Annotated in this window: 23 protein-coding genes and 1 pseudogene; 14 read left to right on the top strand and 10 right to left on the bottom strand. The window is 62.2% G+C overall.

Features of this window, described 5'->3' with window-relative positions:
- Positions 1 to 6: 6 nt before the first annotated feature.
- The 9 genes from JHX87_RS03135 to JHX87_RS03095 all read right to left on the bottom strand — a co-directional run bounded on the left by JHX87_RS03135 (position 7) and on the right by JHX87_RS03095 (position 8,947).
- Complete coding sequence (locus JHX87_RS03135; RefSeq protein ID WP_271886387.1) at positions 7 to 972, bottom strand: D-2-hydroxyacid dehydrogenase; 966 nt, start codon at positions 970 to 972, stop codon at positions 7 to 9.
- Positions 969 to 1,631 (bottom strand): aspartate/glutamate racemase family protein, encoded by a 663-nt coding sequence (locus tag JHX87_RS03130; RefSeq protein WP_271886386.1) that lies wholly within the window; start codon positions 1,629 to 1,631, stop codon positions 969 to 971. The genes JHX87_RS03135 and JHX87_RS03130 overlap by 4 nt, the downstream gene beginning before the upstream one ends.
- 9 nt (positions 1,632 to 1,640) lie before the next feature.
- Positions 1,641 to 3,104 carry a dihydropyrimidinase gene (hydA, locus tag JHX87_RS03125; protein WP_271886385.1) on the bottom strand — a complete coding sequence of 488 codons (1,464 nt, stop codon included), beginning with the start codon at positions 3,102 to 3,104 and terminating at the stop codon, positions 1,641 to 1,643.
- 19 nt (positions 3,105 to 3,123) lie between these two features.
- A complete protein-coding gene (locus tag JHX87_RS03120) occupies positions 3,124 to 4,449 on the bottom strand; it encodes a TRAP transporter large permease (protein ID WP_271886384.1) in 1,326 nt (441 codons plus the stop codon).
- Positions 4,450 to 4,492: 43 nt separating this feature from the next.
- On the bottom strand, positions 4,493 to 4,990 hold the full coding sequence (locus JHX87_RS03115; RefSeq protein ID WP_271886383.1) for a TRAP transporter small permease: 498 nt from the start codon (positions 4,988 to 4,990) through the stop codon (positions 4,493 to 4,495).
- Positions 4,991 to 5,054: 64 nt separating this feature from the next.
- Complete coding sequence (gene dctP, locus JHX87_RS03110) at positions 5,055 to 6,098, bottom strand: TRAP transporter substrate-binding protein DctP (RefSeq protein WP_271886382.1); 1,044 nt, start codon at positions 6,096 to 6,098, stop codon at positions 5,055 to 5,057.
- A 43-nt stretch (positions 6,099 to 6,141) separates the two neighbouring features.
- Positions 6,142 to 7,071: an N-carbamoyl-D-amino-acid hydrolase gene (locus JHX87_RS03105; RefSeq protein ID WP_271886381.1), complete on the bottom strand. Its 930-nt coding sequence runs from the start codon at positions 7,069 to 7,071 to the stop codon at positions 6,142 to 6,144.
- 59 nt (positions 7,072 to 7,130) lie between these two features.
- Positions 7,131 to 8,114, bottom strand: coding sequence for a threonine ammonia-lyase (locus JHX87_RS03100; RefSeq protein ID WP_271886410.1), 984 nt, complete (start codon positions 8,112 to 8,114; stop codon positions 7,131 to 7,133).
- An 11-nt stretch (positions 8,115 to 8,125) separates the two neighbouring features.
- On the bottom strand, positions 8,126 to 8,947 hold the full coding sequence (locus JHX87_RS03095) for an aspartate dehydrogenase (protein WP_271886380.1): 822 nt from the start codon (positions 8,945 to 8,947) through the stop codon (positions 8,126 to 8,128).
- Between the two features lie 98 nt (positions 8,948 to 9,045).
- On the opposite strand from JHX87_RS03095, the gene JHX87_RS03090 reads away from it, so the two are divergent.
- A complete protein-coding gene (locus JHX87_RS03090) occupies positions 9,046 to 9,942 on the top strand; it encodes a LysR family transcriptional regulator (RefSeq protein WP_271886379.1) in 897 nt (298 codons plus the stop codon).
- On the opposite strand, the gene JHX87_RS03085 is transcribed toward JHX87_RS03090, so the two are convergent.
- A complete protein-coding gene (locus JHX87_RS03085; protein ID WP_271886378.1) occupies positions 9,930 to 11,147 on the bottom strand; it encodes a pyridoxal phosphate-dependent aminotransferase in 1,218 nt (405 codons plus the stop codon). The two genes, JHX87_RS03090 and JHX87_RS03085, sit on opposite strands and share 13 nt — an antisense overlap.
- Positions 11,148 to 11,239: 92 nt before the next feature.
- On the opposite strand from JHX87_RS03085, the gene JHX87_RS03080 reads away from it, so the two are divergent.
- The 13 genes and pseudogenes from JHX87_RS03080 to JHX87_RS03020 all read left to right on the top strand — a co-directional run bounded on the left by JHX87_RS03080 (position 11,240) and on the right by JHX87_RS03020 (position 25,660).
- Complete coding sequence (locus JHX87_RS03080; protein ID WP_271886377.1) at positions 11,240 to 12,100, top strand: LysR family transcriptional regulator; 861 nt, start codon at positions 11,240 to 11,242, stop codon at positions 12,098 to 12,100.
- Between the two features lie 168 nt (positions 12,101 to 12,268).
- The gene (locus JHX87_RS03075; protein ID WP_271886376.1) at positions 12,269 to 12,868 is read left to right on the top strand and encodes a helix-turn-helix domain-containing protein; all 600 of its coding nucleotides are present in this window, start codon (positions 12,269 to 12,271) and stop codon (positions 12,866 to 12,868) included.
- Positions 12,869 to 12,985: 117 nt separating this feature from the next.
- The gene (locus JHX87_RS03070) at positions 12,986 to 14,560 is read left to right on the top strand and encodes an ABC transporter substrate-binding protein (RefSeq protein ID WP_271886375.1); all 1,575 of its coding nucleotides are present in this window, start codon (positions 12,986 to 12,988) and stop codon (positions 14,558 to 14,560) included.
- 85 nt (positions 14,561 to 14,645) lie between these two features.
- Positions 14,646 to 15,587, top strand: coding sequence for an ABC transporter permease (locus tag JHX87_RS03065; protein ID WP_271886374.1), 942 nt, complete (start codon positions 14,646 to 14,648; stop codon positions 15,585 to 15,587).
- Complete coding sequence (locus tag JHX87_RS03060) at positions 15,584 to 16,444, top strand: ABC transporter permease (RefSeq protein WP_271886373.1); 861 nt, start codon at positions 15,584 to 15,586, stop codon at positions 16,442 to 16,444. Before JHX87_RS03065 ends, JHX87_RS03060 begins: the two co-directional genes overlap by 4 nt.
- A gap of 17 nt (positions 16,445 to 16,461) precedes the next feature.
- The gene (locus JHX87_RS03055) at positions 16,462 to 17,451 is read left to right on the top strand and encodes an ABC transporter ATP-binding protein (protein WP_271886372.1); all 990 of its coding nucleotides are present in this window, start codon (positions 16,462 to 16,464) and stop codon (positions 17,449 to 17,451) included.
- Complete coding sequence (locus JHX87_RS03050; protein WP_271886371.1) at positions 17,448 to 18,476, top strand: ABC transporter ATP-binding protein; 1,029 nt, start codon at positions 17,448 to 17,450, stop codon at positions 18,474 to 18,476. The genes JHX87_RS03055 and JHX87_RS03050 overlap by 4 nt, the downstream gene beginning before the upstream one ends.
- A complete protein-coding gene (locus JHX87_RS03045; RefSeq protein WP_271886370.1) occupies positions 18,469 to 20,268 on the top strand; it encodes an aminopeptidase P family protein in 1,800 nt (599 codons plus the stop codon). The genes JHX87_RS03050 and JHX87_RS03045 overlap by 8 nt, the downstream gene beginning before the upstream one ends.
- A 251-nt stretch (positions 20,269 to 20,519) precedes the next feature.
- Entirely contained in the window at positions 20,520 to 21,479 is a 960-nt protein-coding gene (locus JHX87_RS03040) for a dihydrodipicolinate synthase family protein (protein ID WP_271886369.1), read from the top strand.
- Entirely contained in the window at positions 21,470 to 22,396 is a 927-nt protein-coding gene (locus JHX87_RS03035; RefSeq protein WP_271886368.1) for a 4-hydroxyproline epimerase, read from the top strand. Before JHX87_RS03040 ends, JHX87_RS03035 begins: the two co-directional genes overlap by 10 nt.
- A gap of 53 nt (positions 22,397 to 22,449) precedes the next feature.
- Positions 22,450 to 23,687 (top strand): annotated as a pseudogene (locus JHX87_RS03030) (NAD(P)/FAD-dependent oxidoreductase).
- Between the two features lie 13 nt (positions 23,688 to 23,700).
- Positions 23,701 to 24,726, top strand: coding sequence for a trans-3-hydroxy-L-proline dehydratase (locus JHX87_RS03025; RefSeq protein WP_271886367.1), 1,026 nt, complete (start codon positions 23,701 to 23,703; stop codon positions 24,724 to 24,726).
- A 253-nt stretch (positions 24,727 to 24,979) separates the two neighbouring features.
- Positions 24,980 to 25,660: a GntR family transcriptional regulator gene (locus tag JHX87_RS03020; RefSeq protein WP_271886366.1), complete on the top strand. Its 681-nt coding sequence runs from the start codon at positions 24,980 to 24,982 to the stop codon at positions 25,658 to 25,660.
- Positions 25,661 to 25,692: the final 32 nt, after the last annotated feature.

Here is a 25,692-nt window from a genome sequence, read left to right as displayed (position 1 = left end):
CGACGCTCAATAACCCCGATGGGGATCGCAGATATTTGTCATCCTCTGGCCGGCAAGATATCGCCTCAGATTTTCCGTGAAGAAGGCGACCGAGCCGGATTGCCAGCCAAGCGCCGCATCGGCGTGATGCGGTGAGATGACGACGTTGGGCATATCCCACAGCGCCGAATCCTGCGGCAAGGGCTCGGTCGCGAAGACGTCGAGATAGGCGCCGCCCAGGTGACCAGCTTGAAGCGCGGAAATCAGGGCGACCTCGTCCACCTGGGCGCCGCGCGAAGTATTGACGAGGATCGCGCCCGGCCGCATTCGCGACAGGAAATCCGCGTCAACCAGATGATGCGTCGCGGCGGTATTGGGCACATGGATGCAGACGTAATCCGCCCGCGGCAGGGCGTTGGCCAGATGTTCCATCGGGATCTGTTCATCCACATGCGGGCAGACCGAGCTGCCCCGACGCGCCCCGATCACATGCGCGCCGAACATCCGCAGACGCTCGGCCACCGCCGATCCGATCCCGCCCAGACCGACGATCAGGACGGTTTTTTCGGACAGGCTGGTCCAGGGCAGCTTGCGCCAGATATGTGCCTCTTGCTGCCGCAGATAGGCGGGAAAGCCGAAATTCATCATCAGGATTGCGCCGGTCACGGTTTCCGCCATGAAGCGGCTGGAGACGCCGGCGCTGTTTGTGACCACCACCTTCCGGGGATCCCAGGGCGGCAGATGGTCCACACCGGCACCGCCATTATGCAGCCAGCGCACCGTGGGGCAGTTCAGCGCGGCGGCATGGGTATGGGCCGGAAAGCGCAGGCCATGCAGGCCGAAAACGATCTGGGGACCGACCCGGCCAAGCGCATCTTCGACCGTCTCATCGGCAGCGCAGGCGTGAAAATCGCAATCGGGAAAGGCCGCGGCCAGTTGCGGCAGGCTGTCTTTCGGATCGTCCTGGATGATCAGGATTTTCGTCTTGGTCATGGCGCGGCCCTGCGGCTGTTCAGGACACCGATTGCGATGGCCACGGCCGCCCGGACGGGATCGACAACGGGCAGGCCGGTCTCGGCCTCCAGCCGCGCCATATGGCGCGACAGGCCCGCGCAGGCCGTGATCAGGACATCGGCGCCGTCCTGATCGCGCAAATTCAAGGCAACCTCGCGGATCCGGGAAAAGGCTTCTGGCGTCGCGGTGTCGGGCACGCTGAGCCGCAAGGGCCGATCGCCCGTACAGCGCGCAGCAAGGCCGCGCTGCGTCATATCCCGCGCGTGCCGGTCAACCGACCAGTCCGAGACAGAGATCACCCCGAATTTCTGTCCAAGCGTCAGCGCGGTCGCCACGGCGGCCTCACCAATGCCCAAAACGGGGCGATCCGTGACCTCGCGTGCCAGGGACAGCCCCGGATCGCTGTAGCAGGCAATGACAAAGGCCGACGCCTCCCGGTCATTGGCCACATGATCGCGCAGCAAGGGCGCGGCGGTCGCGATATCGGCGTCGCTTGCAACCCCAACCGGCCCGTCGTCCAGGGTGATGCAATCTATTGCCGGACCACCCGCTTGCGCCATCGGGGCCAGAGCCTCGGCCATGCGGGCGGTGATTGTGGAATTGGAATTCGGATTGATCACGCGGATCAGCGGCATCATCGTCCGACCTCACAGAATATTCGCGCCAAAATTGGCGGCGGGGTCCAGGGGCGTATCGGCACTGGCAGTGGTATCCGCAGGCGGCGAAGGTTCACGCTCCAGAAAGGCGCCAGAGCCGCGTTCGACCTGCAATTCGCCCTCTTCGATCACCACGCGCCCGCGGCTCAGCACCATCCGCGGCCAGCCGGTACATTCGCGGCCCTCATAGGGCGTGTAATCGACATTGTCGTGCAGCATGTCGGTGGTGATCCTGCGTTTCCATTCAGGATCGAACAGCACCAGATCGGCGTCGGAACCAATGGCAATCGTGCCCTTGCGCGGGTGAAGCCCGTAAAGCTTCGCCGCGTTGGTCGAGGTCAGCGCGACGAATTCGTTCAGCGTCAGGCGGCCGGTCCTGACCCCTTCGGAATATAACAGCGGCAGGCGGATCTCTAACCCCGGCACGCCATTGGCGATCTTCTTGAAGCTGGGGTTCGGCCCGGCATTCAGCTTGCCGCTGTCATCAAAGCGATAGGGCGCATGGTCAGAGGAAAACACCTCGAAGCTGCCATTCTTCAGGCCCAGCCAGATCGCCTCTTGCGCGGCCTTGTCGCGCGGCGGGGGCGAGCAGCAGAATTTGGCACCCTCCATCCCTTCCCGGTCCAGATCCTCCTTGGTCAGGAACAGATATTGCGGGCAGGTTTCGCCATAGATGCGCAGGCCCTTGTTGCGCGCGTCGCGGATCGCCGCCGTCGCCTCGGGGGTCGAGACATGGACGATCAGAAGCGGCGCATCCACCAGCCGTGCCAGATCGATGGCGCGGCGAGAGGCCTCGCTTTCGGCAATGGCATTATGGCTGACGGCGTGGAATTTTGGGGCGACATGCCCCTGGGACAGCAACCTTTCGCTGATCCAGTTGATCACATCGTTATTTTCGGCATGAACCATGGTCATCGCGCCATGTTCGCGGGCCAGTGACAGCACATCAAGCATCTGCCGGTCGTCGATCTTGAGCAATTCATAGGTCATATAGACCTTGAAGGAACAATAGCCGTCCTTGATCAGGGCCGGCAATTCCTGCCCCATGACCTGCGGCGAGGGGTCCGAAATGATCAGGTGAAAGGCGTAGTCGATCACCGATTTCGGGCCGGCACGCTCATGTGCGATGCGAACCACCTCGCGCAGGCTTTGCCCCTTATGCTGCGCGGCAAAGGGTATGATCGTGGTGGTTCCCCCATGCGCGGCCGAGACGCTGCCGGAATAGAAATCATCCGCCGTCATCAATTTGGTCGAGGATTCCTGTTCGATATGGCAATGCGCGTCGATCCCGCCCGGCAGGGCCAGCAGGCCGGTGGCGTCGATCACGCGGGCGGCCTTGCCCAGATCGCTGCCAAGCGCCGCGATGCGGCCATCCCGGATGCCGATATCGGCCTGAAAGGTATCGCTTGCGGTGGCGATCGTGGCGCCGGTGACGATCAGATCGAAATTCGACATCTGATTATTTCCCTCTATGTCAGTTCAACAGCAGGTTCGGCAGCCACAGGCTGATGGCCGGAAAGGCGATCAGCAGGAACAGCACGACCACATCGCAGAACAGGAAGGGCATGCAGCCCTTGTAGACCTGCTCGACCGATATCTTGATATCCTTGGGGATCGACCCCTTGATGGCGAAAACATTCAGCCCCACCGGCGGCGTGATGGCCCCTATCTCGGTCAGTTTCAGGGCAATGACGCCGAACCAGATCGGGTCATATCCAAGCCCGGTCAGGATCGGCAGGACGATGGGCAATGTCAGCGCGTAGATGCCGACCGGCACCATGATCATGCCCAGCAGCAGAAAGATCAGCGTGACACCCATCAGGATCACGAAAGGCGGCAGCGCGGTATTCTGCAGCATCATGGTCAGTTCCGAGGGCAGCCCGGTCACGGCCAGCACGCGACTGTAGAACAGGGCGCCGATATTGATCAGAAACAGCATGGCGGTGATGCTGGCCGCCTCGCGCATGGAGCCGGTGACGTCGGACAGCTTGGTGAAGGATTTCAGGTACCACGCAAAGAACAGCGAGATCAGCGACCCGGCCGCCGCCGATTCCGTCGGTGTGAAGGCGCCCGAATACAGGCCCCCCAGAACCACGAAGGCGATGGTCATGACAGGCCACATCCGTGCGACCTCGGTACGGCGGCTTTTGCGGATCTCTTCCGCGGTGCGCTGCAGATCCGGGGCCAGCGACGGGTTGCGCTTGACCATGATGACGATCAGCGCCGCATAGGCAAAGGCGGTGATGATGCCGGGCAGGATACCTGCCGCGAACAGCTTGCCGATGGATTGCTGCGTGAACAGCGCATAGATGATCATCATCATCGATGGCGGGATCATCGAGGCAAAGGTCCCGGCCGAGGCGATCACCCCCACCGACAGCGCGTTATTATAGCCCAGCCGGTTCATCTCGGGCAGCGCGATGCGCCCGAAAATCGCGGATGTCGCGATGGAGGACCCCGAGATGGCGCCGAAGATGCCACAGCTGAAACAGGTCGCGATCATCAGCGATCCGGGCAGGCGATGGGCAAGGGCATGGATCCCGTCATAGGCCCGCCGCGCCAGCCCGCCATTCGAGGCGAAGGCCCCCATCAGAATGAACAGCGGGATCGCGGCCCATGTCGGTGAGGCGATCGAAAAGTAAGAGGTCTGCCCCAACAGGGAGATGGTCCCGTCAAACCCCAGCAGCAGAAACGAGACGATGAACCCGCTGAGCAGAAAGGCCAGTCCGATCTGCAGGCCGATGGCCATCAACACCAGAAGCAGGGCGATGCACAGAATGCCCGCTGTCAAAAAATCCATAATCCCTTCCCCTCCATTTTCGGGATAGTGTTGCCAATCGCGGCTAGATCTTGTCGCCCACGCCGCCGCCCTCGCCCCGTTCGACGGGTCGGGCAACGTTCAGGATCGCCTGCAGCAGAAAGACCACCATGCCCAGAACCATCAGGAACTTTGTCGGCCAGGTGGGAATCTGCATTGCGCCGGCGATGGCTTCATTGGTGCGATAGGCCTTCAGCGCATTCACCGTCACCGCGTAAAGCAGGATCGCCACGGCGATCACGGCCAGGCATTGCGCGAAGATCAGGACCTTGCGCCGTAACCTGTCCGGCAGCGCATTGGTCACGAATTCCAGCGCCACATGTTCGCGGTTCTCTTCGCATCCGGAAAAGCCCAGATAGATGACGATCATCATCACGAAGACCGATATCTGCGCCATGTCCTGCAAGGGAAAGCCAAACAGACGCGCGACAAAATCCGCGACAAGGATCAGCATCATCAGCAGCATCAGCCAACCCGAAAACGCGGACAGCGCGGAATTGGCAACGGAAACCAGGCGTTGCATCGTCACTTCTCCTTAGACTGTGGTCACTGGGCGGGACGCAGGGATCCGCGTCCCGACGCCGGGATCAGCGCAGCATGGCCTGCGCATGCAACTCGCGCATTTTCGCCATGACCTCATCCGCATTTGCCAGGCCCGCCTCTTTGGCCTCGGCGACCCAGGCATCCTGAAGCACGGTCAGCTTGTCGGTATCGGACCATGTGGCGATATCGTCATCGGACAGTTCATTGATCGTATAGCCCGATGCCTCTTGTTCGCTGCGCACCTGATCGAAGGCAGCGTCATAGACCGCGCCGAATTTCTCTTCCGAGATGCGTGAGGCTTCATGCAGCTGCGCGCGGGTCTCTTCGGACAGACCTTCATAGACATCCTTGTTGATGAAATGGACGAAGGGTGTCGCATACCACAGCTTTTTCGAGATCAGGATATTCTGCGCGACCTCGTCGAATTTCATCAGATGCATGCCGTCGTAATTGGCAAAGACACCGTCGATCGTGCCCGTCTGCAAGGCAACATAGACATCGCCCCAGGGCACCGAGACCGGCTGCGCGCCCGCCGATTCCAGATAGCGCAGCAGCCATTTGCCCCCTGCCCGCCATTTGTCGCCCTGAATGCCGTCAAGTCCGTCCATCGGTTTCTTGCCGAAAAACGCCCCCGGCAGGCCCGCCGTGATCATCAGCGGCACGACGCCAGCTTTTTCCAGCTCGGCCTTCAGTTCGGGGATCTCGGCATAGGCCTGATGATAAAGCCATACCTGGTTTTCGAACTTGACCGGCCCGGTCGGGAACATGGCGAAAACCGAATGCGCGACCATCTGGTTGGGATAATGGCCGGGAAAGGCGAAGCCCAGCTGGGCGACATTGTCCCCGACACCGCCCAGAACCTCTTTCGAGCCCAGCAGCACACCGCCAAAGAAGGGGCGTACCTTTATCTCGCCACCGGTCTGTTTCTCGATCTCGGGCAACCAGACGTCATTCACGAAATCTGTCCGCATGCCGCCTGTCGCGTCGTGATCGGAATATTTCATGGTTTCCGCCGACGCCATCCCCACTGCCGCGGCAAGCGCCGCACCGGTGATCAGCGTCCGCGCGATCATCTTCATCGGTTTCATTTTCTTCCTCCCCTGTTGCTGTTCTTGTTTGAAACGCCCGCGATCAAACACCTTCGGGCAACACCACGCCGGTCTGGCTGCTGATGATGCCGTAATGTTCAATCCGGCGGTGCTTGGCGAAATTGAAGACGGTTTCCTTGCCCATTTTCGCCAGATCCAGGTCGCAATTCGCGACGATCAGTTCATCCTCAAGCGTCGATGCCAAAGCGATGATTTCACCCGAGGGCTGCACGATGCAGGATCCACCGATCAGCATGCAGCCATCCTCGATCCCGGCCTTGGCAACGCCCACGACGAAGCAGGAATTCTGATAGGCACCGGCCTGCATCACCAGATGGTTGTGATACATGCGCAGATGGTTCGGCTCGGGTGCGGCGGTGTTGCGGTCGGGCGTGTTATACCCGAACATCGTCAGTTCAACGCCCTTCAGCGCCATCACGCGATAGGTTTCCGGCCAGCGCCTGTCATTGCACAGACCCATGCCCATCACGCCGTCACGGCAGCGCCAGACAGGCCAGCCCAGATCGCCCGGTTCGAAATAGCGCTTTTCCAGATGCTGCCAGGGTCGGTTCGGATCATATTCCGCATGTCCCGGCAGATGCACCTTGCGATATTTTCCGACGATCTTGCCCTTATCCACCAGAATGGCGGTGTTGAAGCGATGGCCGTCGGGCGTCAGTTCGCAATAGCCCAGATAGAAGGCGATATCCGCCTTTTCGGCAGCTTCGAACAGCGGGCGCACAGCGTCATTCGGCATCTCGCGTTCGTAGAAGCGATCCATTTTCGAGATATCTTCTTCGTAATATCTGGGGAAAAAGGTGCTCAGCGCCATCTCGGGAAAGACCACCAGCCCGCATCCCCGGGCCTTGGCCTCGTGCAGCAATTCGATCATGCGGGCCACGGCGCTTTCGCGGCTTTCATCCGGGGCAATCGGGCCAAGCTGCGCGCCACCGACGGTAAGAATTCTGCTCATTCTGTCTGCTTCCTCTTTTGATGTTCAGCCAGGGGCGCTCTGCCCCTGAAAAGTCGTAATCAATCGAAAATTCGTGCCACGATCTCGGGATCGACATTTCCGCCGGTGCACAGCACGATCGCGGATTTGCCCTTCAGAACAGGACGCCCCTCCAGCACCGCCGCCAGCGCCACGGCGCCGCCCGGTTCGATCAGGACCTTCATCTCATCCAGTGCAAAGCGCATCGCGCGCAGCACCTGCTCGTCCGTCGCCGTGACGACACCGCGAAGCGCGTCGCCATTGATGCTGAAGGGCAATTCGGCCGGGATCGGTGCCAGCAGCGCATCGCAGATCGAGCGGGCGTTGCGATCCGCAACGGGTACGCGTTCCCCAGCTGCCAGCGACATTTCGGTATCGTTGTAAAGCGCGGGCTCCGCGGCATAAAGCGCCGTCGCCGGAGAGATCTCGCGCAGGACCGTCGCGCAGCCGGCGGCAAGTCCACCGCCGCCGCAGGGCGTCACGAAGACATCCGGCACCAACCCCAGTTCATGCAGGTCGCGCACGGCCTCCAGCGCGGCGGTCCCCTGCCCCGCAATGATCACGGGATCGTCGCCCGGCGGCACGATCACCCCACCCTGCCGGGCGCAAAGCTCTGCGGCGATCTCTTCGCGCGATTCGTGGCGGCGGTCATAGAAGCGGATGGTCGCCCCCGCCTCTTCCGCCCGCGCGACCTTCGATCTGGGCGCATCGGCGGGCATGACAATGGTGGCCTTCAGCCCGAAGATACGCGCCGCCGTCGCAATGGCCTGGCCATGATTGCCAGTCGAATAGGCGATAACATCGGTCTTGCCCTGCTGGGCAAGCTGCGACAGACGCGCAACCGCGCCGCGAAACTTGAAGGCGCCGGTGCGTTGCAGGTTTTCCAGTTTCAGGAACACCCGCCCGCCGGTCAGCTGGTTCAATGCCGGGCATTCGATCAGCGGCGTATGGACAGCATATCCCGAAATTCGACGTGCCGCCGACAGCACATCGGCAAAATCCGGGGGCGGCCCGAAGGGGGTCATCTTGTTCACGTTCAGCTTCCTATGATTGAGACGGCCGTCAGCCGCTGCAGCGTCGCCATGACCGAGAGCGGCGTCATCCGACCCGTCGCCGGATTTTCCTCGCTGGGCACATTGGCCACCGCGATCTCAAGACGGACCGCATCCGATTCGATCATGATCTTGTGGGTGTTGCGGGTGATCCCGGGATCGGCCCAGATCTCGTAACCTGTCTGCTCGGCGCCCCATCCGGCCAGCGCCACCGCAACCGCGACATTGACATTTGCCGGGAATTTCTGCGCCGCCTCTGCGACATTGCCCGAAAACAGGCATAGCGGTTCGGACAGGCCAGCCAGATCAAGCCCGGCCTCGCGGACGAAAGGCGCATTGGCAAGGCTGGCCGGCGGCTTGCGCGTCTGCAGCACCGCCCGACCCGCACCGCCCATCGCGGCAGCCCTGACAGCGTCCAGCCCGGCAATCGCACCCGAGGCCGCGATAATCCGCGCCCCGGTTTCCCGCGCGCGGTCGATCAGTTGCATATGTGCCAGAAGCTGCGTCAGCGACAGGATGATCAGGGTCCGCCCGGCCTCGATCGCGGGGTCGGCAACATCGCGAAAGCGGGCGGGCGGCAAAGCCTCGACAATCACATCGGCATGGCGCGGCAGATCGGCCAGCGGCACCGCCAATGGCGCCACCTCAAAGTCCTGCGTCAGGGTTCTGGCGCGGTCAGGGGAAGAGGCCGCGACCGCCGTCAGTCGCAGCCCCGGCACCCCGCGATCCAGCCAGCGCGCCACCGGCAGACCGGCAGCCCCAAGCCCCGCAACCGCCACTGTGATTTCCTTGTCTGTAGAGCGCATAAGCCCATCCATTGATTTGATTTAAGAAGGAAGAATAGATGTGGAAATTCATAATTTCATATGATATTTAGGATTTATATATAACAGAAAGATATGCTTTGAACGCGCGTCATCTTGAGGTGATTCACGCTGTGATTGAACGCGGCGGTGTCGTGAACGCGGCCGAGGCTTTGGGCGTGACCCAGCCTGCCATCAGCCGGATGATCCGCGCCGCCGAGGCCGAGCTTGGGCTGAAGCTGTTTGAAAGGATCGGTCGCAGACTTGTCGCGACAGAACATGCAGAGCAGTTGTTCGAAGAGATCGCGCCGGTCGTCGCCTCGCTTGCGGCGATCCGCGAACATGTGGTCGATCTGCGCGAGGGGCGGACCGGCGTGCTGCGGATCGCGGCGACTCCGGGGCTGGCCCATTCAATGATCCCGGACGCGATTTCCGACGTGCTGAAACGCCGCCCCGACAGCAAGATCTCGCTGGATATCCGCCGCCGGGAAAACGTGCTGCAACTGGTGCGAACCAATGCCAGTGAGCTGGGGCTTGGGCTGATGCCGACGGACGCGCCGGATCTGGTTTCCACCCCCCTTGGCGGCGGTCGCATCGTCTGTGTCGCGCCGGTCGGCCATCCGCTGACCTCGCGCGACTTCGTCACCCCCGCCGATTTTCGCGGCCACAGGCTGATCATCATGACCCGGGGGTCGCCCCTGGGCACGCTGATCGCCTCGGCCTTCAAGGCGGAAAGGCAGCCGCTGGACTGGTTTATCGAAACGCCCTACAGCGCCTCGGCCTGTACCTTCGTGCGGGCGGGGATCGGTCTGGCGCTGGTCGATGAATATGTGACCTATCACACCGATATGCAGGGCATGGTGCAATTGCCGTTCGTGCCGGAACTGGCCGTTCCGGCGTTTCTTTATCGCTCGCGCACCAAGGCTCCGTCAAAGCTGGCCTCGCTGTTCATCTCGGCCATGACGGCGCGCGCGACGAAATGGCCTCAGGCGCGGTAGCGCTCGACCAACTCGCACATCCGTCGAACGGCAGCGACGGCCGCCCGGTGATCCTGCGAGAAATTAAGCCGCACGCTGTCACCGGTATGGGGGCTGAACTCGGTCCCCGGTGTCACCACCACGCCTGCCTGCAGCCGCAGCGCCTTTACGAAATCGCCGGGCGATATCGTCAGGGCGGGCAGTTTCGGGAACAGATAGCTGCCCGCCTGCGGCGTGCGCGCGAAACAGCCTTCGGTGCCGCGAATGACCGTCAGCAGATCGTCGCGGATCGCCTGATGCGCGGCGATGCGGTCATTCATCCACCCCTCGGGCTCGTTGAACCAGGTTCTCAGGACCGCCTGCGAATATCCCGCCGCCCGCAGCGAAACGATCGCCTGAAGCTTCTCCATCCGCGCGATGATCGCCCTGGAGCCGAAAGCCACGCCCAGACGATAGCCGCTCAGCGACTCTGTCTTGGACGGGCCCATGATCGTGACCACGTTTTCCGCGTCAATATCGGCGGCGCGCAGATGTGTGTAGCTGACACCTTCATAGCGCAGCCGGGAATAAAGCTGATCCACGATCACCGTGGCGCCATATCCTTGGGCCAGTTCCGCAATGCGGGCGATTTCCTCGGCGGAATAGACGACGCCACTGGGATTGTTCGGGTTCGAGAACAGGAACACCCGCGCCCCGTCCCTGAACGCCTGTTCAAGCTGGCCCAGATCAAGCCCGGCCTGCCCCGCCTTAGCCTCGACATAGGCCATCTGCACCGGAAGGATCTCGGCCTCGAAGAACTCGGCCAGCTTCCGGTTGGCGAAATAATCGGGCTGGACGATTGCGATCTTGTCGCCGCGCGTGACGGTGGCCGCGACCGCAAGAAACAGCGCGCCCTGCGTGCCCGGCGTCACGATCAGCCCGTCGCGCGCATCGACCGGCGCGCCGGTGAACGCGGCCAGCCGCTGGGCAACGCCCTCACGAATTTCCAGATCGCCGCGATATTCGGTATAGGCCTGCGCCCCGCCCCGGGCGACGCCCTCGGCGAAGGTCTGGAAAGAACCCGGCGTGGGCTCATGCGCATCGACATCGCCATGCGAGAAATCGACCAGCCGCCCCTCCAGCCTGTCGCCGACCAGACGCGCCTGCAGGCTTGATACCTCTTGCCGCCCCTCTTGCCCCGGTGCGTTATCCGTTCCCAGTTTCGCGAATTTTTCGACAACCGACATGTCATTCTCCTTGATGCCGGATCGGGGATCGCATGGCCAAAACCATAAAAAAAGATTTTTTTTGTGAATTTAAATGATAGAAAAACCAACTTATGGATATTCGCTTTCTGGAAAGCTTCATTGCCGTGGTCGAATGCGGCTCGGTCGCCGAGGCCGCGCGGCGGATGAATCTGACCCCGGCGGCGCTGACCCAGCGTCTGCGCGCGGTTGAACAGGATCTGGGGAAAACGCTGGTCGCGCGTTCGGGCCGGACGATGCAGCCGACGATTGCGGGGCTGGCGGTTCTTGATGCCGCGCGCGACCTGATCAGCAATGCCCGCGACCTGCGCGCCATCGCCGCGAACGGAGAGCCCGCCGGACAGTTGCGCCTTGGCGCGACGGCAACGGCCCTGACGGGGGTGCTGCCGGGCCTGATCGCGACGTTGCACAGGCAGCATCCCGACATCGAATATTTCGTGCAGCCCGGCGCATCGGCCGACCTGTACCATCGCGTCATCACCGGCGAGCTTGATGCCGCGTTGATCGTCAGACCGCAATTCGCCATCCCGAAATCGACCGACTGGCTGACATTGCGGCAAGAGCCGCTGGTCCTGCTGGCGCCGGCCGATATGGCGATCTCTGAACCCCATGACCTGCTGCGGCACATGCCCTTCATCCGCTATGACCGCAGTCAATGGGGTGGGCATATCGTCGAAAAATATCTTCATGATCACGGCATAACCGTGAGAGAGATCCTGGAACTGGACGCTCTGGATGCGATTGCCGCGATGGTCGATCGCGGCCTGGGCGTTTCGATCGTGCCCGATTGGGCGCCGCCCTGGCCCGAGGGCTTGCGCCTGCGCAAACAGGTGCTGCCGACAAGCACCTGGCGCGAGGTTGGCATCCTCTTCCGGCGATCCGGCGCCCGCTCTGCCGCGATACAGGCGCTGGTCCATGCGGCGGACAGATCCTGATCGTTGAGAGCTAACGAATTGTGAAGCTGCACTTGCGTCAGCCACCGGCAGCGTGAGGAATTGGTGCGGCTGCAGCGTTGCTAAAATTAGTTTTAGCATATTAGCATAGGCGTGGCCGCCGATCTTCGGACCGGAGGTCATGTGGTGAAACAGGTCCGGGGGTGCGGGATGGATAGCGTGACTGATGGCAACAAGACGAAACGCCGGGACGATCCGTTGCAGCTTGGCAAGGCCATCCGGCGTCGGCGCAAGGCGCTTGGCATGACGCTTGTTCAGGTCGCAGAAGAGGCCGGGCTGACCACCGGGTTCATCTCTCAGGTCGAGCGTGGGATCAGTTCACCCTCTTTGTCGTCACTGATGGCCATTGCCGCCACGCTGCAAAGCAGTGTCGAGGAATTTCTGAGTGTCGACAACGGCTACCGCGCGTTTATCCCGAAGGATCAGCGCCAAACCTATGCTCTGGGGGTCAAAGGTCGCAGCTATGAAAAGCTGGGCCCCGGATTTCCGGGTGCGCTGTGCTACCCCTCGATCATCCACCGTCCGCCGGGCCATGTCTCGGAGCAGATGTGCCACCCCGGCGAGGTGTTTTGCTATCTGATGTCCGGTACGCTCGATTATTATCTGGGCGATGAGATCCACCAGATGCAGGCCGGCGATACGATCCATCACGACACCTCGACGCCGCATCATTCCATCGTGACCAGTAAAGAGGAATCCGTCGAGCTGTGGATCAGCACCATGCCGATGCAAAAGAAGGCCGCAGGGTGACATTTTAAAATATAGCATTACTAAAATTAATTTTAGCAATACTGCAAGATTTAAGGTACGCTTCGGACAGACAGGGATAAGAATCACCACCGGAGTACCGCAAAAATGACAAGGAAGATGACTTTCGCAGCGGCCCTTCTGGCCACTGCCACAGCACTGCCCGCAATCGGCCAGGAACGCGGTGGCATCCTGAATTTTGCCCGCTATGACGGATCCAACCTGATCGATCCGATCTATGCAGAGCGTAATCCCGATATCTGGATGGTCAGCAGCCTGTTTGACACCCTGCTGCGCATTGACGCGGACGGTCGGACGATCGTGCCGGGACTGGCCGAAAGCTTCGAAGCTGCAGAAGATGGCAGCGCGGTCACATTGACGCTTCGCGAGGGGCTGACATTTTCCGATGGCACTGCGCTGACGCCTGAGGATGTCGCCTTCTCGCTTGATCGCGCCCGAAATCCGGATCTGAGCCCGTGGGCAGGTCTGCTGGGCAATATTGACAGCGTCACCCATGACGGCAACAGGATCACCCTGGCGATGAAGGCGCCGGACCCGACGATCCTGTCGATGCTGGCAACCTTCACCACCGGCATCGTGTCCAAGGCGGCCTTCGACGCCGCAGCGGGTGACAGCGATCAGGAAAAATCGGCGGCAATCTTTGCGCAGGCCAGTGCAGGCGTCGGTTCGGGCCCGTTCTACCTGTGCGGCTTCGAGCAGGGCACCTCGATGGATTTCTGCGCCAACACGCATTACTGGCGCGACGGGGCCGACGGCGCGCCGCTGCCCTATCTGGAGGGCGTGCATTTCGAGATCATCCCCGACGACGCAACCCGCGTCCTGAAGCTGCAAGCGGGCGAGGTGGATGCCGCCGAGTTCATCCCGTTCTCACGCGTAGCCGAGCTTGAGGCCGATCCGACGATCAACATGAACCTGTTCCCCTCGACCCGGATCATCTATGCGCCGATCAACTCTCGCGCCACACGTGCCGATGGCAGCCCCAATCCTCTGACAGATCCCAAGGTTCGTCAGGCGCTGAACTATGCCACCAACAAAGAGGCGCTGATCGGTCTGGTTCTGCAAGGCGCGGGCAAGCCCATGACCTCGCCGCTGATGGCCGCAGCCACGCAGCTTTCGACGCAGACCGACCCGCTTTACGGCTATGACATCGAAAAGGCAAAGGCGCTGGTCGAGGAAGCCGGACTGGCGCCTGGCACCGAAATCACCTTCACGACCCTTGCCGGCTCGGCCGATGACGGCACCATCTTCGCGGCGCTGCAACAGATGTGGGCACCGTTGGGTATCAAGCTGTCGGTGGAGCAGGTAGACAATGCCACACGCGGCGCCAAGAACCGCTCGGGAGAGTTCGATATCCATACTTACGGCTGGGTGAATGATGTGAACGATCCCAGCCAGGTCGTCGGATGGCTGGGCTATACCCCCACGGCCAATGCTGTCGGGACAGGCTGGGAAGACGCCACATTCAATTCCCTGTTCGAGGCGTCCGCGTCAGAGATGAACCCCGAGACCCGCGCAGACCAATATGCGCAGATGCAACAGATCTATGCCGAGGCCGCGCCGCTTCTGTTCTTGTATGAAACACCCTTCGCGGTCGCGGTGTCCGATGCGGTGGAAGGCTATGTCCAGACACCTTTGGGCAACAATCAGTTCGACGAGGCGACCGTCTCGCGCTGATCAGCGCGGGGCTGTCCGATTTGCCAGAGACCAAAAAGCGCCGCCCGTCACGCGGGCTGGCGGTGCCCGGAAAACGGAGGCGTGAATGGCGACGTTGCAGTATATCCTGAAGCGATTATTGCTGATGATCCCGACCTTTCTGCTGGTCATGATCATCATCTTCATGCTGGTTCGCCTGTTGCCCGGCGATCCGGCCATCGCCATCGCGGGCGATCGCGCCTCTGACGCCGATCTGGCCGCCATTCGCGAACGGCTTGGGCTGAACCAATCGCTGTGGGTACAGTTCTGGCAATTCGTGTCGAATACGCTGCAGGGCGATCTGGGACGCTCTATCCTGATGCGCGCGCCGGTGATCGAGGTCATTTCAAACCGGCTGCCGACAACGCTGTTTCTGACCATCTACGCGGTCCTTCTGTCGCTGCTGATCGCCGGGCCGCTGGCCTTTGTCGCCGCGCTGAACCGCGGGCGCTGGCCGGATGCGCTGATCCGCACCGTCTTTCAGATCGGACTGTCGATGCCGGTCTTTTACATCGGGCTGATCCTGCTGACCTTCCTTGCCGCGCAGCTGCGCTGGTTCCCGGTAGGCGGTTATGGCGAGACATTCGGCGAACGCCTGTATCACCTGTTCCTGCCTGCCGTCGCGGTCGCGCTATATACATCGGCCATCATCATGCGGAACCTGCGTTCGGCGATTATAGAGGTGGTGGATGCGGAATATGTGCAATTCGCCCGCGCCAAGGGGTTGCCGACCCGGCAGATCCTGGGCCGCCACGTGTTGCGCAATGCGCTGATTTCCACGGTGACGCTGCTGGGCCTGTCCATCGGCAACCTGATGAGCGGCACGCTGGTGACCGAGACGGTCTTTGCCGTGCCCGGCGTCGGGCGGCTGATGCTGGAGGCGATCTTTGCCCGCGACTATCCCCTGATCCAGGGTCTAACACTGACCTTTGCGCTGCTGGTCTCGGTCGTCTTTCTGCTGACAGACCTTGTCCAGAGTATGCTTGATCCAAGGATGCGTCTGACATGAGCCAGCTTTCCGTCATCAAACCAGCCACCCGGCGGCTTGGCCACCTGCGTGTCATTCTGGAAAAACCGGGCCTGATGCTGGGGCTGTTCATCATCGGATTTTCGACCGTGCTGGCCATCGCACCCGATGTCTTCTCACCTTATGATCCAAATTTCATCGACTACAACGCCGTGCGGCAACCGCCAAGCTGGGCGCATCCCTTTGGCACCGATATGCTGGGCCGCGATAGTCTGAGCCGGGTGATCGCCGCCTATACCGTCAATATGCAGATGGCTGTTCTGGCCACGGTCTTTGCCATGCTGATCGGGGTCACGGTCGGCGCGCTGGTCGGCTATTACCGTGGCATCGCCGATGTCATCTTCGGCCGCTTCGTGGATGCGATCATCACCTTTCCCTTTCTGGTTCTGGTGATCGCCGTCGTCGCGGTTCTGGGGCCGGGGCTGGTGAACATGTATATCGCGATCACGCTGGTGAACTGGGTCTATTACGCGCGCCTCATGCGGGCCGAGGTGATTGCACAGATGGGCAATGACTATGCGGCGGCGGGCATCGTCATGGGCTATAGCGACCGTCGCATCATCTTTCGCCACCTGCTGCCAAACGCCATCACGCCGGTCATCGTCTATTGGATGACAGATATGGCGCTGGCGATCCTTCTGGGCTCATCGCTGGGCTATCTGGGCCTGGGCGCTCAACCCCCGCAGGCAGAATGGGGCGTACTGATTGCCGAGGGTCGCAATTTCATCACCACCGCATGGTGGCTCAGCCTGATGCCGGGCATCGCCATTGTCGTCACCGGCATCGGGTTTTCCCTGATCGGCGACGGACTGGCCGATCTGCTCCGGCCCCGCGGCTGACAGCGAAGGAGATGCAGATGGGCCAGACACAGCCAATCCTGGAAGTTGACAAGCTTTGCACCTATTTCGGCACGAAGGCCCGGATCCCGGCCGTGCGCGACGTCACGTTCGCGGTCAGACGGGGCGAGGTACTGGGACTTGTCGGTGAAAGCGGATCGGGCAAAAGCGTCACGCTGCGATCCATTCTGGGGCTCAGCCGCAGATATGGTCAGGTGACCGGCGCCGTCCGCTGGAAGGGGCGCGACATTTCGAACCTGTCGGAGCGCGCGCTGCGCCCGATCCGGGGCGGCGAGATCGCGATGATCTTTCAAGAGCCGATGACCTCGCTGAACCCCTTGCTGACCGTCGGCCTGCAACTGACCGAAACGCTGAAGGCGCATACCGATCTTGGCCGCGCGGGCAGACGCGCCCGCGCCATCGAGATGCTGGAACATGTCGGAATACCATCGGCGGCCTCACGACTTGAGGATTATCCGCATCAGTTTTCGGGCGGCATGCGTCAGCGGGTGATGATCGCGATCGCACTGGCGGCCGAGCCCGAGCTGTTGCTGGCAGATGAGCCGACCACCGCACTGGATGTGACCATACAGGCCCAGATCCTTGACCTGATCCTGCGACTGTCAGACGAACTGAACATGGGGGTCATTCTGGTGACGCATGATCTGGGCGTCGTTGCGCAGACCTGCGAAAGCGTGGCTGTCATGTATGCGGGTCGCATCGTCGAACAGGGCCCGGTCCGGCAGGTTCTGCATGCGCCGGGCCATCCCTATACCACGGGCCTGATGCGCTCGGTCCCGCAGGACGTGCCCGCGCGTACACCGCTTTATTCCGTGCCCGGCACACCGCCCAGCCTGCTGGCGCTGCCCCCCGGCTGTGCATATGCGCTCCGCTGCGCTTCCTGCATCGATCACTGCCTGACCGCCCGCCCCACCCTGGATGATATCGCACCGGGCCGCCGCGCCGCATGCTTCAACCCGGAGCCCATTTCCGAAAGGCGCCCCGCATGACAGCCGCTGTTTCGAACCACACGGTCTCTGATACCAGCGTGATGGAGATCAGGGATCTTGGCCTGACCTTCCATCTGCAGCGCACCATTGCCGACGTCCTTGCCAGACGCAAAGGCCGGGCCGTGCGCGCGCTGAACGGGATCAGCCTTGATCTGCGAGAGGGTGAGACGCTTGGCGTGGTCGGGGAATCCGGCTGCGGCAAATCCACGCTGGCGCGCTGCATAGTGCGGCTTTACGAACCTCAATCGGGCGAGATCCGGTATCGCGGGCGGGATATTTTCACAGACCTTCGTCGCAGCGACCGAGAGTTCAACCGCCTTGTGCAGATGATGTTTCAGGATCCGTATTCCTCGCTCAATCCGCGGATGACCTGCGGCCAGATCCTGTCCGAGGCGCTGAGCGTGCACAAGATGCGCCCACCCGCCGAGGTGCCCGGCCGTGTGGCCGAGTTGCTGGACCTTGTCCGTCTGCCGCAGGATGCGGCGCAGAAGCTGCCGCACCAGTTTTCCGGTGGACAGCGCCAGCGCATCGCCATCGCACGTGCCCTGGCTGTCGAGCCGGACGTGCTGATCGCGGATGAATTGGTCTCGGCACTGGATGTGTCGGTGCAGGCGCAGGTCGTGAACCTGCTTCTGGAATTGCAGGAACGCCTTGGCCTGACGATCCTTTTCGTAGCCCATGATCTGCGGCTGGTGCGTCATGTGTCGCATCGGGTGGCGGTGATCTATCTGGGTCGCATTGTCGAGATCGGTGACAGCGAAACCCTGTTCGCGAACCCCGCGCATCCCTATTCGCAGGCCTTGCTGAGTGCGGCACCATCGCTTGACCCGGATGACAAGGGTCAGGCCGTCCACCTGCAGGGGGAGTTGCCGTCACCGCTGAATATCCCTCCGGGCTGCCCCTTTCATGTCCGCTGCCCCTATGCCGCCGAAATCTGCAAACGGGACGTGCCCGTGCTGCGCCCGGTGGGATATGCTGGCGAAGTCGCCTGCCACCTAGCTGAAGAGATCAACAGAAATGGCTGAAACTGCCCTGTCCGCCCGAACCGGGATCATTGAAAAATTGCGTCAGACACTGACCGCGCGCGGGCTGGATGCGTTCATCCTGCCGCGCTTCGATGCCCATCAGGGGGAATATGTCGCACCGCATGACGAACGCCTGGCCCATGTCACCGGCTTTACCGGCTCTGCCGGAATGGCGATTATCGCCCCCGGCAACGTCGCCATCTTCGTCGATGGGCGCTACAGCGTGCAGCTTGGCAATCAATGTCCCGGGGCGGATTTCAGCCATCATCACCTGCTGGACGCCCCGCCCGAGCGCTGGTTGACGCAGAATGCCCAACGCGGATGGCGCATCGGCTATGACCCGATGCATCTGCCGCCCTCGTGGTACGACCGCTTTTCCGCCGCCTGCGATCTGCGTGGTGCAGAGATGGTGCCCACCTCCACCAATCCCGTGGATGAGATCTGGGATGATCAACCGGCCCCGCCGCTGGGCGCTGTCACCCCTTTCCCACCTGAATTCGCGGGCCGGACCGCCGCTGACAAATGCGCGGCGCTGGCCCAGCAACTATCGGACAAGGGACTGGATCTGTTCGTCGAAACCCAGATCGACAATATCGCCTGGCTGCTGAATGTTCGCGGCGATGACATCGCCTTCAACCCGATGCCGCAATCCTTCCTGATCGCCACGAAATCGGGCGAGATCAGCTGGTTCGTCGATCCCCGAAAGCTGGACGACGCCCTGCGCGGCACCCTGCCCGACTGCGTGAGCGCGCACCCGATGGAGGCGCTTCTGCCGGTTCTGGGCGCGCAGGTGACTGCCGGGATGACCGTCGGATTCGATCCCGATTTCTCGGCCGTGGCCATCCGCCAGACCGTCGAGGCCGGGGGCGGCACGGCCAAGCCCTTGCCAAGCCCGATCACGCGCAGCAAGGCCGTCAAGAACGCGGTCGAGCTTGCAGGCTTGCGCGATTGCCACCTGCAGGATGGCGTGGCCTGGACGGAATTCACCGCCTGGCTGATGACATCTGTACCGCAACGCGCCGCATCCGGCGATCCCGTCACCGAGCAAGAGGCACAGGACTATATCCTGAGCCTGCGGAAAACCCGTCCCGGCTTTCTGACGGCCAGCTTTCAGTCGATTTCGGCCGCCGGCGGGAATGCGGCCATGTGCCATTATGCCGCGACCGGCAACCGGAATGCGCCCATTCTGCCCGAAAGCCCCTATCTTCTAGACAGTGGCGGGCAATACGAGACGGGGACGACCGATGCCACGCGCAGCTTTGCCTTCGGCCCGCGCCCTGACGGCTATGATCGCGCCTATACGGCGGTGTTCAAGGCGCTTTACACCATGTCCACGCTGCGATTTCCAAAGGGAACGCAGGGCCATCACATCGACGCAATCTGCCGTCGTCCGCTGTGGGATCTGGGGCTGGATTACGATCACGGCACCGGCCACGGCATCGGCCATCGCCTGTCGGTTCACGAACATCCGCAACGACTGGGCCGACCCTATAATCCGGTCGATCTGGTGCCCGGCATGGTCGTCTCGATCGAGCCTGGCTACTACGAGGCCGGGCTTTACGGCATCCGCATCGAGAATATCGTCGAGATCGTAGAGCTGGACGATGGCTTTCTGGGCTTTCGCAATATGACCTATGCGCCGATTCAGACAGATATGCTGATACCGGAACAGATGACCGAGGCGGAACGGGCCTGGCTGGCCAGCTATCACGACACGCTGCGCAGGACGCTTGGCGACCTGCTAAGCGCGAATGCGAAAGCATGGCTGGACAAGCTGCCCGATTGCGCCTGATCCGCAAAGACCAGCATGCCGTCCCGTCCCGTCGACGGGGCGGCATGCAAGCGATGCCGCTTGTCGGTTCGGCCATTGCAAGATCCGCAGTCCCGCCGATCTGACATCACAAGCACCGCAGTTCAGGACAGTCGCACCCATCAAATATAATTGGATTTTGGATACAAAATACGCTACGAGATTACTTAGAATTCCAGAGGCCATGTTCGCCCGACCAGACGGACCAGCCACAGATCCAGACAGGAGCCCCCATGTCCCAGAACATTTTCAGCGGCACCATGCCTGCCCTGATGACGCCTTGCACAGCCGACCGCAGCCCGGATTTCGACGCCCTTGTGAGAAAGGGCAAAGAGATGATCGAGGTCGGCATGTCCGCCGTGGTCTATTGCGGATCGATGGGGGACTGGCCGCTTCTCAGCGATCAGGACCGCATGACTGGCGTGGCGCGGCTGATCGAGGCCGGGGTGCCGACGGTGGTCGGCACCGGCGCCATCAACTCTCGCTCGGCCGTGGCGCTGGCTACCCATGCGCAAGAGGTCGGGGCCGCAGGACTTATGGTGATTCCGCGCGTCTTGTCACGCGGAACCTCGGTGATCGCACAGCGAAACCATTTCAAGACGATCCTTTCCGCCGCGCCGGACGTGCCTGCGATCATCTACAACAGCCCGGTCTATGGCTTTGCCACCCGCGCCGATCTGTTCTTCGCCCTGCGCGCCGAACACCCGAACCTGATCGGCTTCAAGGAGTTCGGCGGCAAGGACGACCTGCGCTATGCGGCAGAGCATATCACCAGCAAGGACGATCAGGTGACGCTGATGGTCGGGGTCGATACCGAAGTCTACCACGGATTTGTCAATTGTGGCGCGACAGGCTCGATCACGGGCATCGGCACCGCATTGCCGAAAGAGGCGCTGTTGCTGGCGGCGTTGGCACAGAAAGCAGCCGGAGGTCATGCCGAGGCGCGGATGCGGGCGCGTGAGTTGGAAGAGGCCTTTGGCGTTCTGGCCAGCTTCGATGAGGGCACTGATCTGGTCCTTTACTACAAATACCTGCTGGTGCTGAACGGTGAAGAGGAATACCGCCTGCACTTCAATGAAACCGATGAACTGACCGACGCGCAGCGAAATTACTGCGAACAGCAATACCATCTGTTTCGCACCTGGTTCGCCGATTGGTCACGCCAGGGCGGGATGATCGCTGAATGCATGTGATCGACAGCCATACCGGCGGGATGCCCACGCGGGTGATCCTGGATGGTGGCCTCGACCTGGGCACGGGTCCGCTCTCGCAACGCGCGCTGATGCTGGCCAGCGATCACGCGGCCTTTCGCACCGGCATATTGAAAGAGCCGCGCGGGCAGGCCGGAATGGTCGCTGCGCTGCTGGTGCCGCCGCAGGATCCAACCTGCATCGCCGGGGTCATCTATTTCGACGCCGACGCGGTACTGGGCATGTGCGGTCATGGCACCATCGGGCTTGCGGTGACGCTGGCCCGTCTGGGCCGCATGGCGCAGGGCGTCCATCGGGTAGAGACCCCTGCCGGCGTTGTGACCGTTCAACTGCATGATCCACAGACCGTCTCTGTCACGAATATCGAAAGCCGCCGCATCCACGGCTCGGTCACCCTGCAGGTGCCGGGACATGGCGATGTGACCGGCGATATGGCCTATGGCGGCAACTGGTTTTTCATCACAGACAGCCCGATACCGGTCACGACAGCGAATATTCCGGCGCTGACGCAGCTGGCCATCGCCATCCGCACGGCCTGCCACCTCTCGAACCTTGCCGGGTCAGAGGGTCAGCAGGTCGATCACGTCATCCTGACCGGGCACAGTCCCAACCCCGCGACGCTGCGGCGGAACTTTGTGCTGTGTCCAGATGACGAATATGACCGCTCACCCTGTGGGACCGGCAGTTCGGCACTGATCGCCTGCCTTGCCGCGTCGGGCGCCCTGGCGCCGGGCGAAGACATCACGCTGGAAAGCGTGATCGGCAGCGCCTATCGCCTGTCCTATCAGCCCGGCCCGACCGGCGGCGTGATCCCCCGGATCACCGGTCAGGCGCATGTCATGGCTGAAAGCACCCTTGTCTTCGATCCCGCCGACCCCTTCCGGGACGGCATTCTCTGATATCTTTTCCGTCGGGCGCCCCTGCCCTTCCCGTCAATCAAGAGGCCAGGCATATGTCGCAGGTTATTGTCGTCATCGGCGCGGGTATCATTGGCATCAGCATCGCGCTGGAACTGGTCCGGCAGGGTCATGTCGTGCGTGTGCTGGACCGCAAGGGCGTCGCGGCAGAGACATCTCAGGGCAACGCGGGCGCATTTGCCTTTGCCGACGTCATGCCGCTGGCCGCGCCGGGGATCATGCGCAAGGCGCCCGGATGGCTGCTTGATCCCCTGGGGCCCTTGTCGATCCCGCCGCGCTATGCGCTGCATATCGCGCCCTGGATGCTGCGCTTCTGGCGTGCAAGCTGGCGGGATCGTCATTCTGCTTCGGTCAGCGCACAGGCGGCAATGATGGGGCTGGCGCGTGAGGCGCTGGAGCGGCAGATCGCGGCCACGGATGGCGAGGCGCTGATCCAGCGCGACGGGCAATTGCAGCTCTACGAAGGTGAGGCGCAGTTTCGCGATGCGCTTCCGGGGTGGAAATTGCGCCGCCGCCACGGCATCCGCTACGACCTGCTGACGCGCCCCCAGGAGATCGCCGAAATCCAGCCGGGCCTGTCACCTCGCTTTACCCATGCAGGCTTTACCCCCGACTGGATCAATACGACCGACCCCATGGCCTGGACGCTGCACCTTGCGGCGGCCTTTCGGCAGCAGGGCGGCCAGATCCTGCGCGCCGATGTGCGCGAACTGGCGCCGGATGGCAGCCGGGTTCAGATCACCCATGCCGAGGGCCGGATGTCAGCCGACAAGGCAATCCTGGCCTGCGGTGCCTGGTCGCATCATCTGGCCCGCCGCCTGGGCGATCGCATCCCGCTGGAAACCGAACGCGGCTATAACACGACGCTGCCCAGTGGCGCCTTTGATCTTCGCACCCATCTGACCTTCGGGGGACACGGCTTTGTCGTCAGCCGGATCAATGGCGGCCTGCGCATCGGTGGCGCGGTCGAACTTGGCGGCCTGTCCTGCCGCCGAATTATCGCCGGGCCGAGGTGCTGCTGGACAAGGCTGCATCCTTTCTGCCGGGGTTGAACACATCGGGCGGCACGCAATGGATGGGCTTCAGGCCCTCACTTCCCGACACGCTGCCGGTGATCGGCCCATCGCCGCAGGCCCGCAATGTCATCTACGCCTTCGGGCACGGCCATCTGGGGCTGACGCAATCCGCCGCCACCGCCGAGCTGATCAGCGATCTGGTGCAGGGCCGTGACAGCGCGATCCCCCTTGCCCCCTATCGGCCCGACCGTTTCTGAGAAGGAGATTCAGATGCGCAGCATCAAGACGATCCACGTGATTTCCGCCCATGCCGAGGGCGAGGTGGGCGATGTCATTGTCGGTGGCGTCTTGCCGCCCCCGGGCGAGACGATCTGGCAGCAACGAAAATTTATCGCCGAAGATCAGACCTTGCGCCAATTCGTCCTGAACGAGCCGCGCGGCGGTGTCTTTCGCCATGTCAATCTGCTGGTCCCGCCAAAACATCCCGAGGCGGTGGCCGCCTGGATCATCATGGAGCCCGAAGATACCCCGCCCATGTCCGGCTCGAACTCGATCTGCGTCTCGACCGTGCTGCTGGATGGCGGGCTGGTCCCGATGCAAGAGCCCGAGACACATATGGTGATCGAGGCTCCGGGCGGGCTGGTGCGGGTGCGTGCCGAATGCAGCAATGGCAAGGCGCAGCGGATCTTTGTCGAGAACCTGCCAAGCTTTGCCGACAAGATCGCCGTACCGCTTGAGGTCGAGGGGCTGGGCACGATCACCGTCGACACCGCCTATGGCGGCGACAGCTTCGTGGTGGTCGACGCGCAATCGCTCGGCTTCGAAATCACCGAACGCGAAGCCAAGGACATCGCCCGACTGGGCGTGCGGATCACCGATGCCGCGAACAGGCAGCTTGGCTTCCGCCATCCGGAAAATCCCGACTGGGACCATATCTCTTTCTGTGCCTTCTGCGGGCCACTGACAGCGACCGAGACGGGCGTCACCGGGAAATCCGCCGTTGCCATCCAGCCCGGCAAGGTCGACCGTTCGCCCACCGGAACTGCCGTCTCGGCGCGCATGGCATTGATGGCCGCGCGCAAAGAGTTGCGCGTGGGCGAAAGCTTCGAGGCGGTCTCGATCATCGGCTCTCGCTTTACCGGTCGCATTCTGGGCACCACGACGGTCGGCGACCGGCCCGCGATCCGGCCCGAAATCAGCGGTCGCGGCTGGATCACCGGCATCCATCAGCACATGCTGGACCCGGATGATCCCTGGCCGGGCGGCTACCGCCTGTCCGACACCTGGGGCGCGTGACGCAAGGCAGGTCGCGGCGCGCAGCAACTGCCCGCGCCGCGCCTCCGCCCGCCGCCGACCCTGTGCGTCACGGCAGCCGTTTGGCAGACCGCGATATTTCTATATGCGCGGCTCGATCTGACGCGGTTGCACATGCTGGACCCGATCGGCATGACCGCGTTCCAAAACAGATTTCGCCTTCTGAACGCCCGGACATTGTCCTATAATCCAATGTGTTCGACATTTCGCATCCAATATACATCCGAGGAGTGGCATGGCTGGAAGACGCGCGGTCAAAAAGGAAAGTCTGCCCGAAATGATCGCCAGCGACCTGCGGCAACGGATCCTCAGCGGCGAACTGGCCGAGGGTGAGGCGATCCGCCAAGAGCTTCTGGCTCAGGAATATGACGTCTCGCGCATGCCGGTGCGCGAAGCGTTAAAACGGCTCGCTGCCGAGGGCCTTCTGCAATGGGAAAACAACCGCGGCGGCTCGGTGGTCAGGCACTCGCTGCCGGAAATCGCCGAGATTTTTGATCTGCGCATCCTGATCGAGGTGGACCTGCTTCGCCGCGCCATCCCCGTGATGACCGAACGCGATTTCGACAGCTGCGAGCGCCTTCTGGCGCGGATGGACGAAGCCTATGAAACCGAAGATGTCAGCACTTGGGGCGAATATAACTCTGCCTATCACATGGCCCTCTACGCGGCCGCAGATCGGCGCATGTCGATGGAGTTCCTTGAACGTCTGCACCTGCATTCGGATCGCTACGTGCGCATCCACCTGAGCGTCATGGAACAGCGCGAACCGGCCAAGGAAGAGCACCGCAAGCTGCTGGAATTCGCCCGGCAAGGCGATGCATCGGGCGGCGCCACCCTGCTGACCCGACATATCGCGCGCGCGAAAAGCGAATTGCTGGCGATGATCGAGCGACAAAGGCTGCAATCGGGCGATTGAGGCAGATACGATCACGCGCCACGTCTAACCCT

The organism is Paracoccus fistulariae (genome assembly GCF_028553785.1).
Lineage (GTDB): Bacteria > Pseudomonadota > Alphaproteobacteria > Rhodobacterales > Rhodobacteraceae > Paracoccus > Paracoccus fistulariae.
The sequence above is the reverse complement of the archived record's forward strand: the minus strand, read 5'-3'. Positions and strand labels throughout refer to the sequence as shown.

Coding starts and splice junctions, on each gene's coding strand:
- JHX87_RS03060 (WP_271886373.1), top strand. CDS start 15,584: ATGAGCCAGCTTTCCGTCATCAAACCAGCCACCCGGCGGCTTGGCCAC.
- JHX87_RS03040 (WP_271886369.1), top strand. CDS start 20,520: ATGTCCCAGAACATTTTCAGCGGCACCATGCCTGCCCTGATGACGCCT.
- dctP (WP_271886382.1), bottom strand. CDS start 6,098: ATGAAACCGATGAAGATGATCGCGCGGACGCTGATCACCGGTGCGGCG.
- JHX87_RS03045 (WP_271886370.1), top strand. CDS start 18,469: ATGGCTGAAACTGCCCTGTCCGCCCGAACCGGGATCATTGAAAAATTG.
- hydA (WP_271886385.1), bottom strand. CDS start 3,104: ATGTCGAATTTCGATCTGATCGTCACCGGCGCCACGATCGCCACCGCA.
- JHX87_RS03135 (WP_271886387.1), bottom strand. CDS start 972: ATGACCAAGACGAAAATCCTGATCATCCAGGACGATCCGAAAGACAGC.
- JHX87_RS03070 (WP_271886375.1), top strand. CDS start 12,986: ATGACTTTCGCAGCGGCCCTTCTGGCCACTGCCACAGCACTGCCCGCA.
- JHX87_RS03065 (WP_271886374.1), top strand. CDS start 14,646: ATGGCGACGTTGCAGTATATCCTGAAGCGATTATTGCTGATGATCCCG.
- JHX87_RS03130 (WP_271886386.1), bottom strand. CDS start 1,631: ATGATGCCGCTGATCCGCGTGATCAATCCGAATTCCAATTCCACAATC.
- JHX87_RS03050 (WP_271886371.1), top strand. CDS start 17,448: ATGACAGCCGCTGTTTCGAACCACACGGTCTCTGATACCAGCGTGATG.
- JHX87_RS03115 (WP_271886383.1), bottom strand. CDS start 4,990: ATGCAACGCCTGGTTTCCGTTGCCAATTCCGCGCTGTCCGCGTTTTCG.
- JHX87_RS03055 (WP_271886372.1), top strand. CDS start 16,462: ATGGGCCAGACACAGCCAATCCTGGAAGTTGACAAGCTTTGCACCTAT.
- JHX87_RS03095 (WP_271886380.1), bottom strand. CDS start 8,947: ATGCGCTCTACAGACAAGGAAATCACAGTGGCGGTTGCGGGGCTTGGG.
- JHX87_RS03080 (WP_271886377.1), top strand. CDS start 11,240: ATGGATATTCGCTTTCTGGAAAGCTTCATTGCCGTGGTCGAATGCGGC.
- JHX87_RS03025 (WP_271886367.1), top strand. CDS start 23,701: ATGCGCAGCATCAAGACGATCCACGTGATTTCCGCCCATGCCGAGGGC.
- JHX87_RS03020 (WP_271886366.1), top strand. CDS start 24,980: ATGGCTGGAAGACGCGCGGTCAAAAAGGAAAGTCTGCCCGAAATGATC.
- JHX87_RS03105 (WP_271886381.1), bottom strand. CDS start 7,071: ATGAGCAGAATTCTTACCGTCGGTGGCGCGCAGCTTGGCCCGATTGCC.
- JHX87_RS03120 (WP_271886384.1), bottom strand. CDS start 4,449: ATGGATTTTTTGACAGCGGGCATTCTGTGCATCGCCCTGCTTCTGGTG.
- JHX87_RS03085 (WP_271886378.1), bottom strand. CDS start 11,147: ATGTCGGTTGTCGAAAAATTCGCGAAACTGGGAACGGATAACGCACCG.
- JHX87_RS03075 (WP_271886376.1), top strand. CDS start 12,269: ATGGATAGCGTGACTGATGGCAACAAGACGAAACGCCGGGACGATCCG.
- JHX87_RS03035 (WP_271886368.1), top strand. CDS start 21,470: ATGCATGTGATCGACAGCCATACCGGCGGGATGCCCACGCGGGTGATC.
- JHX87_RS03100 (WP_271886410.1), bottom strand. CDS start 8,114: ATGACCCCCTTCGGGCCGCCCCCGGATTTTGCCGATGTGCTGTCGGCG.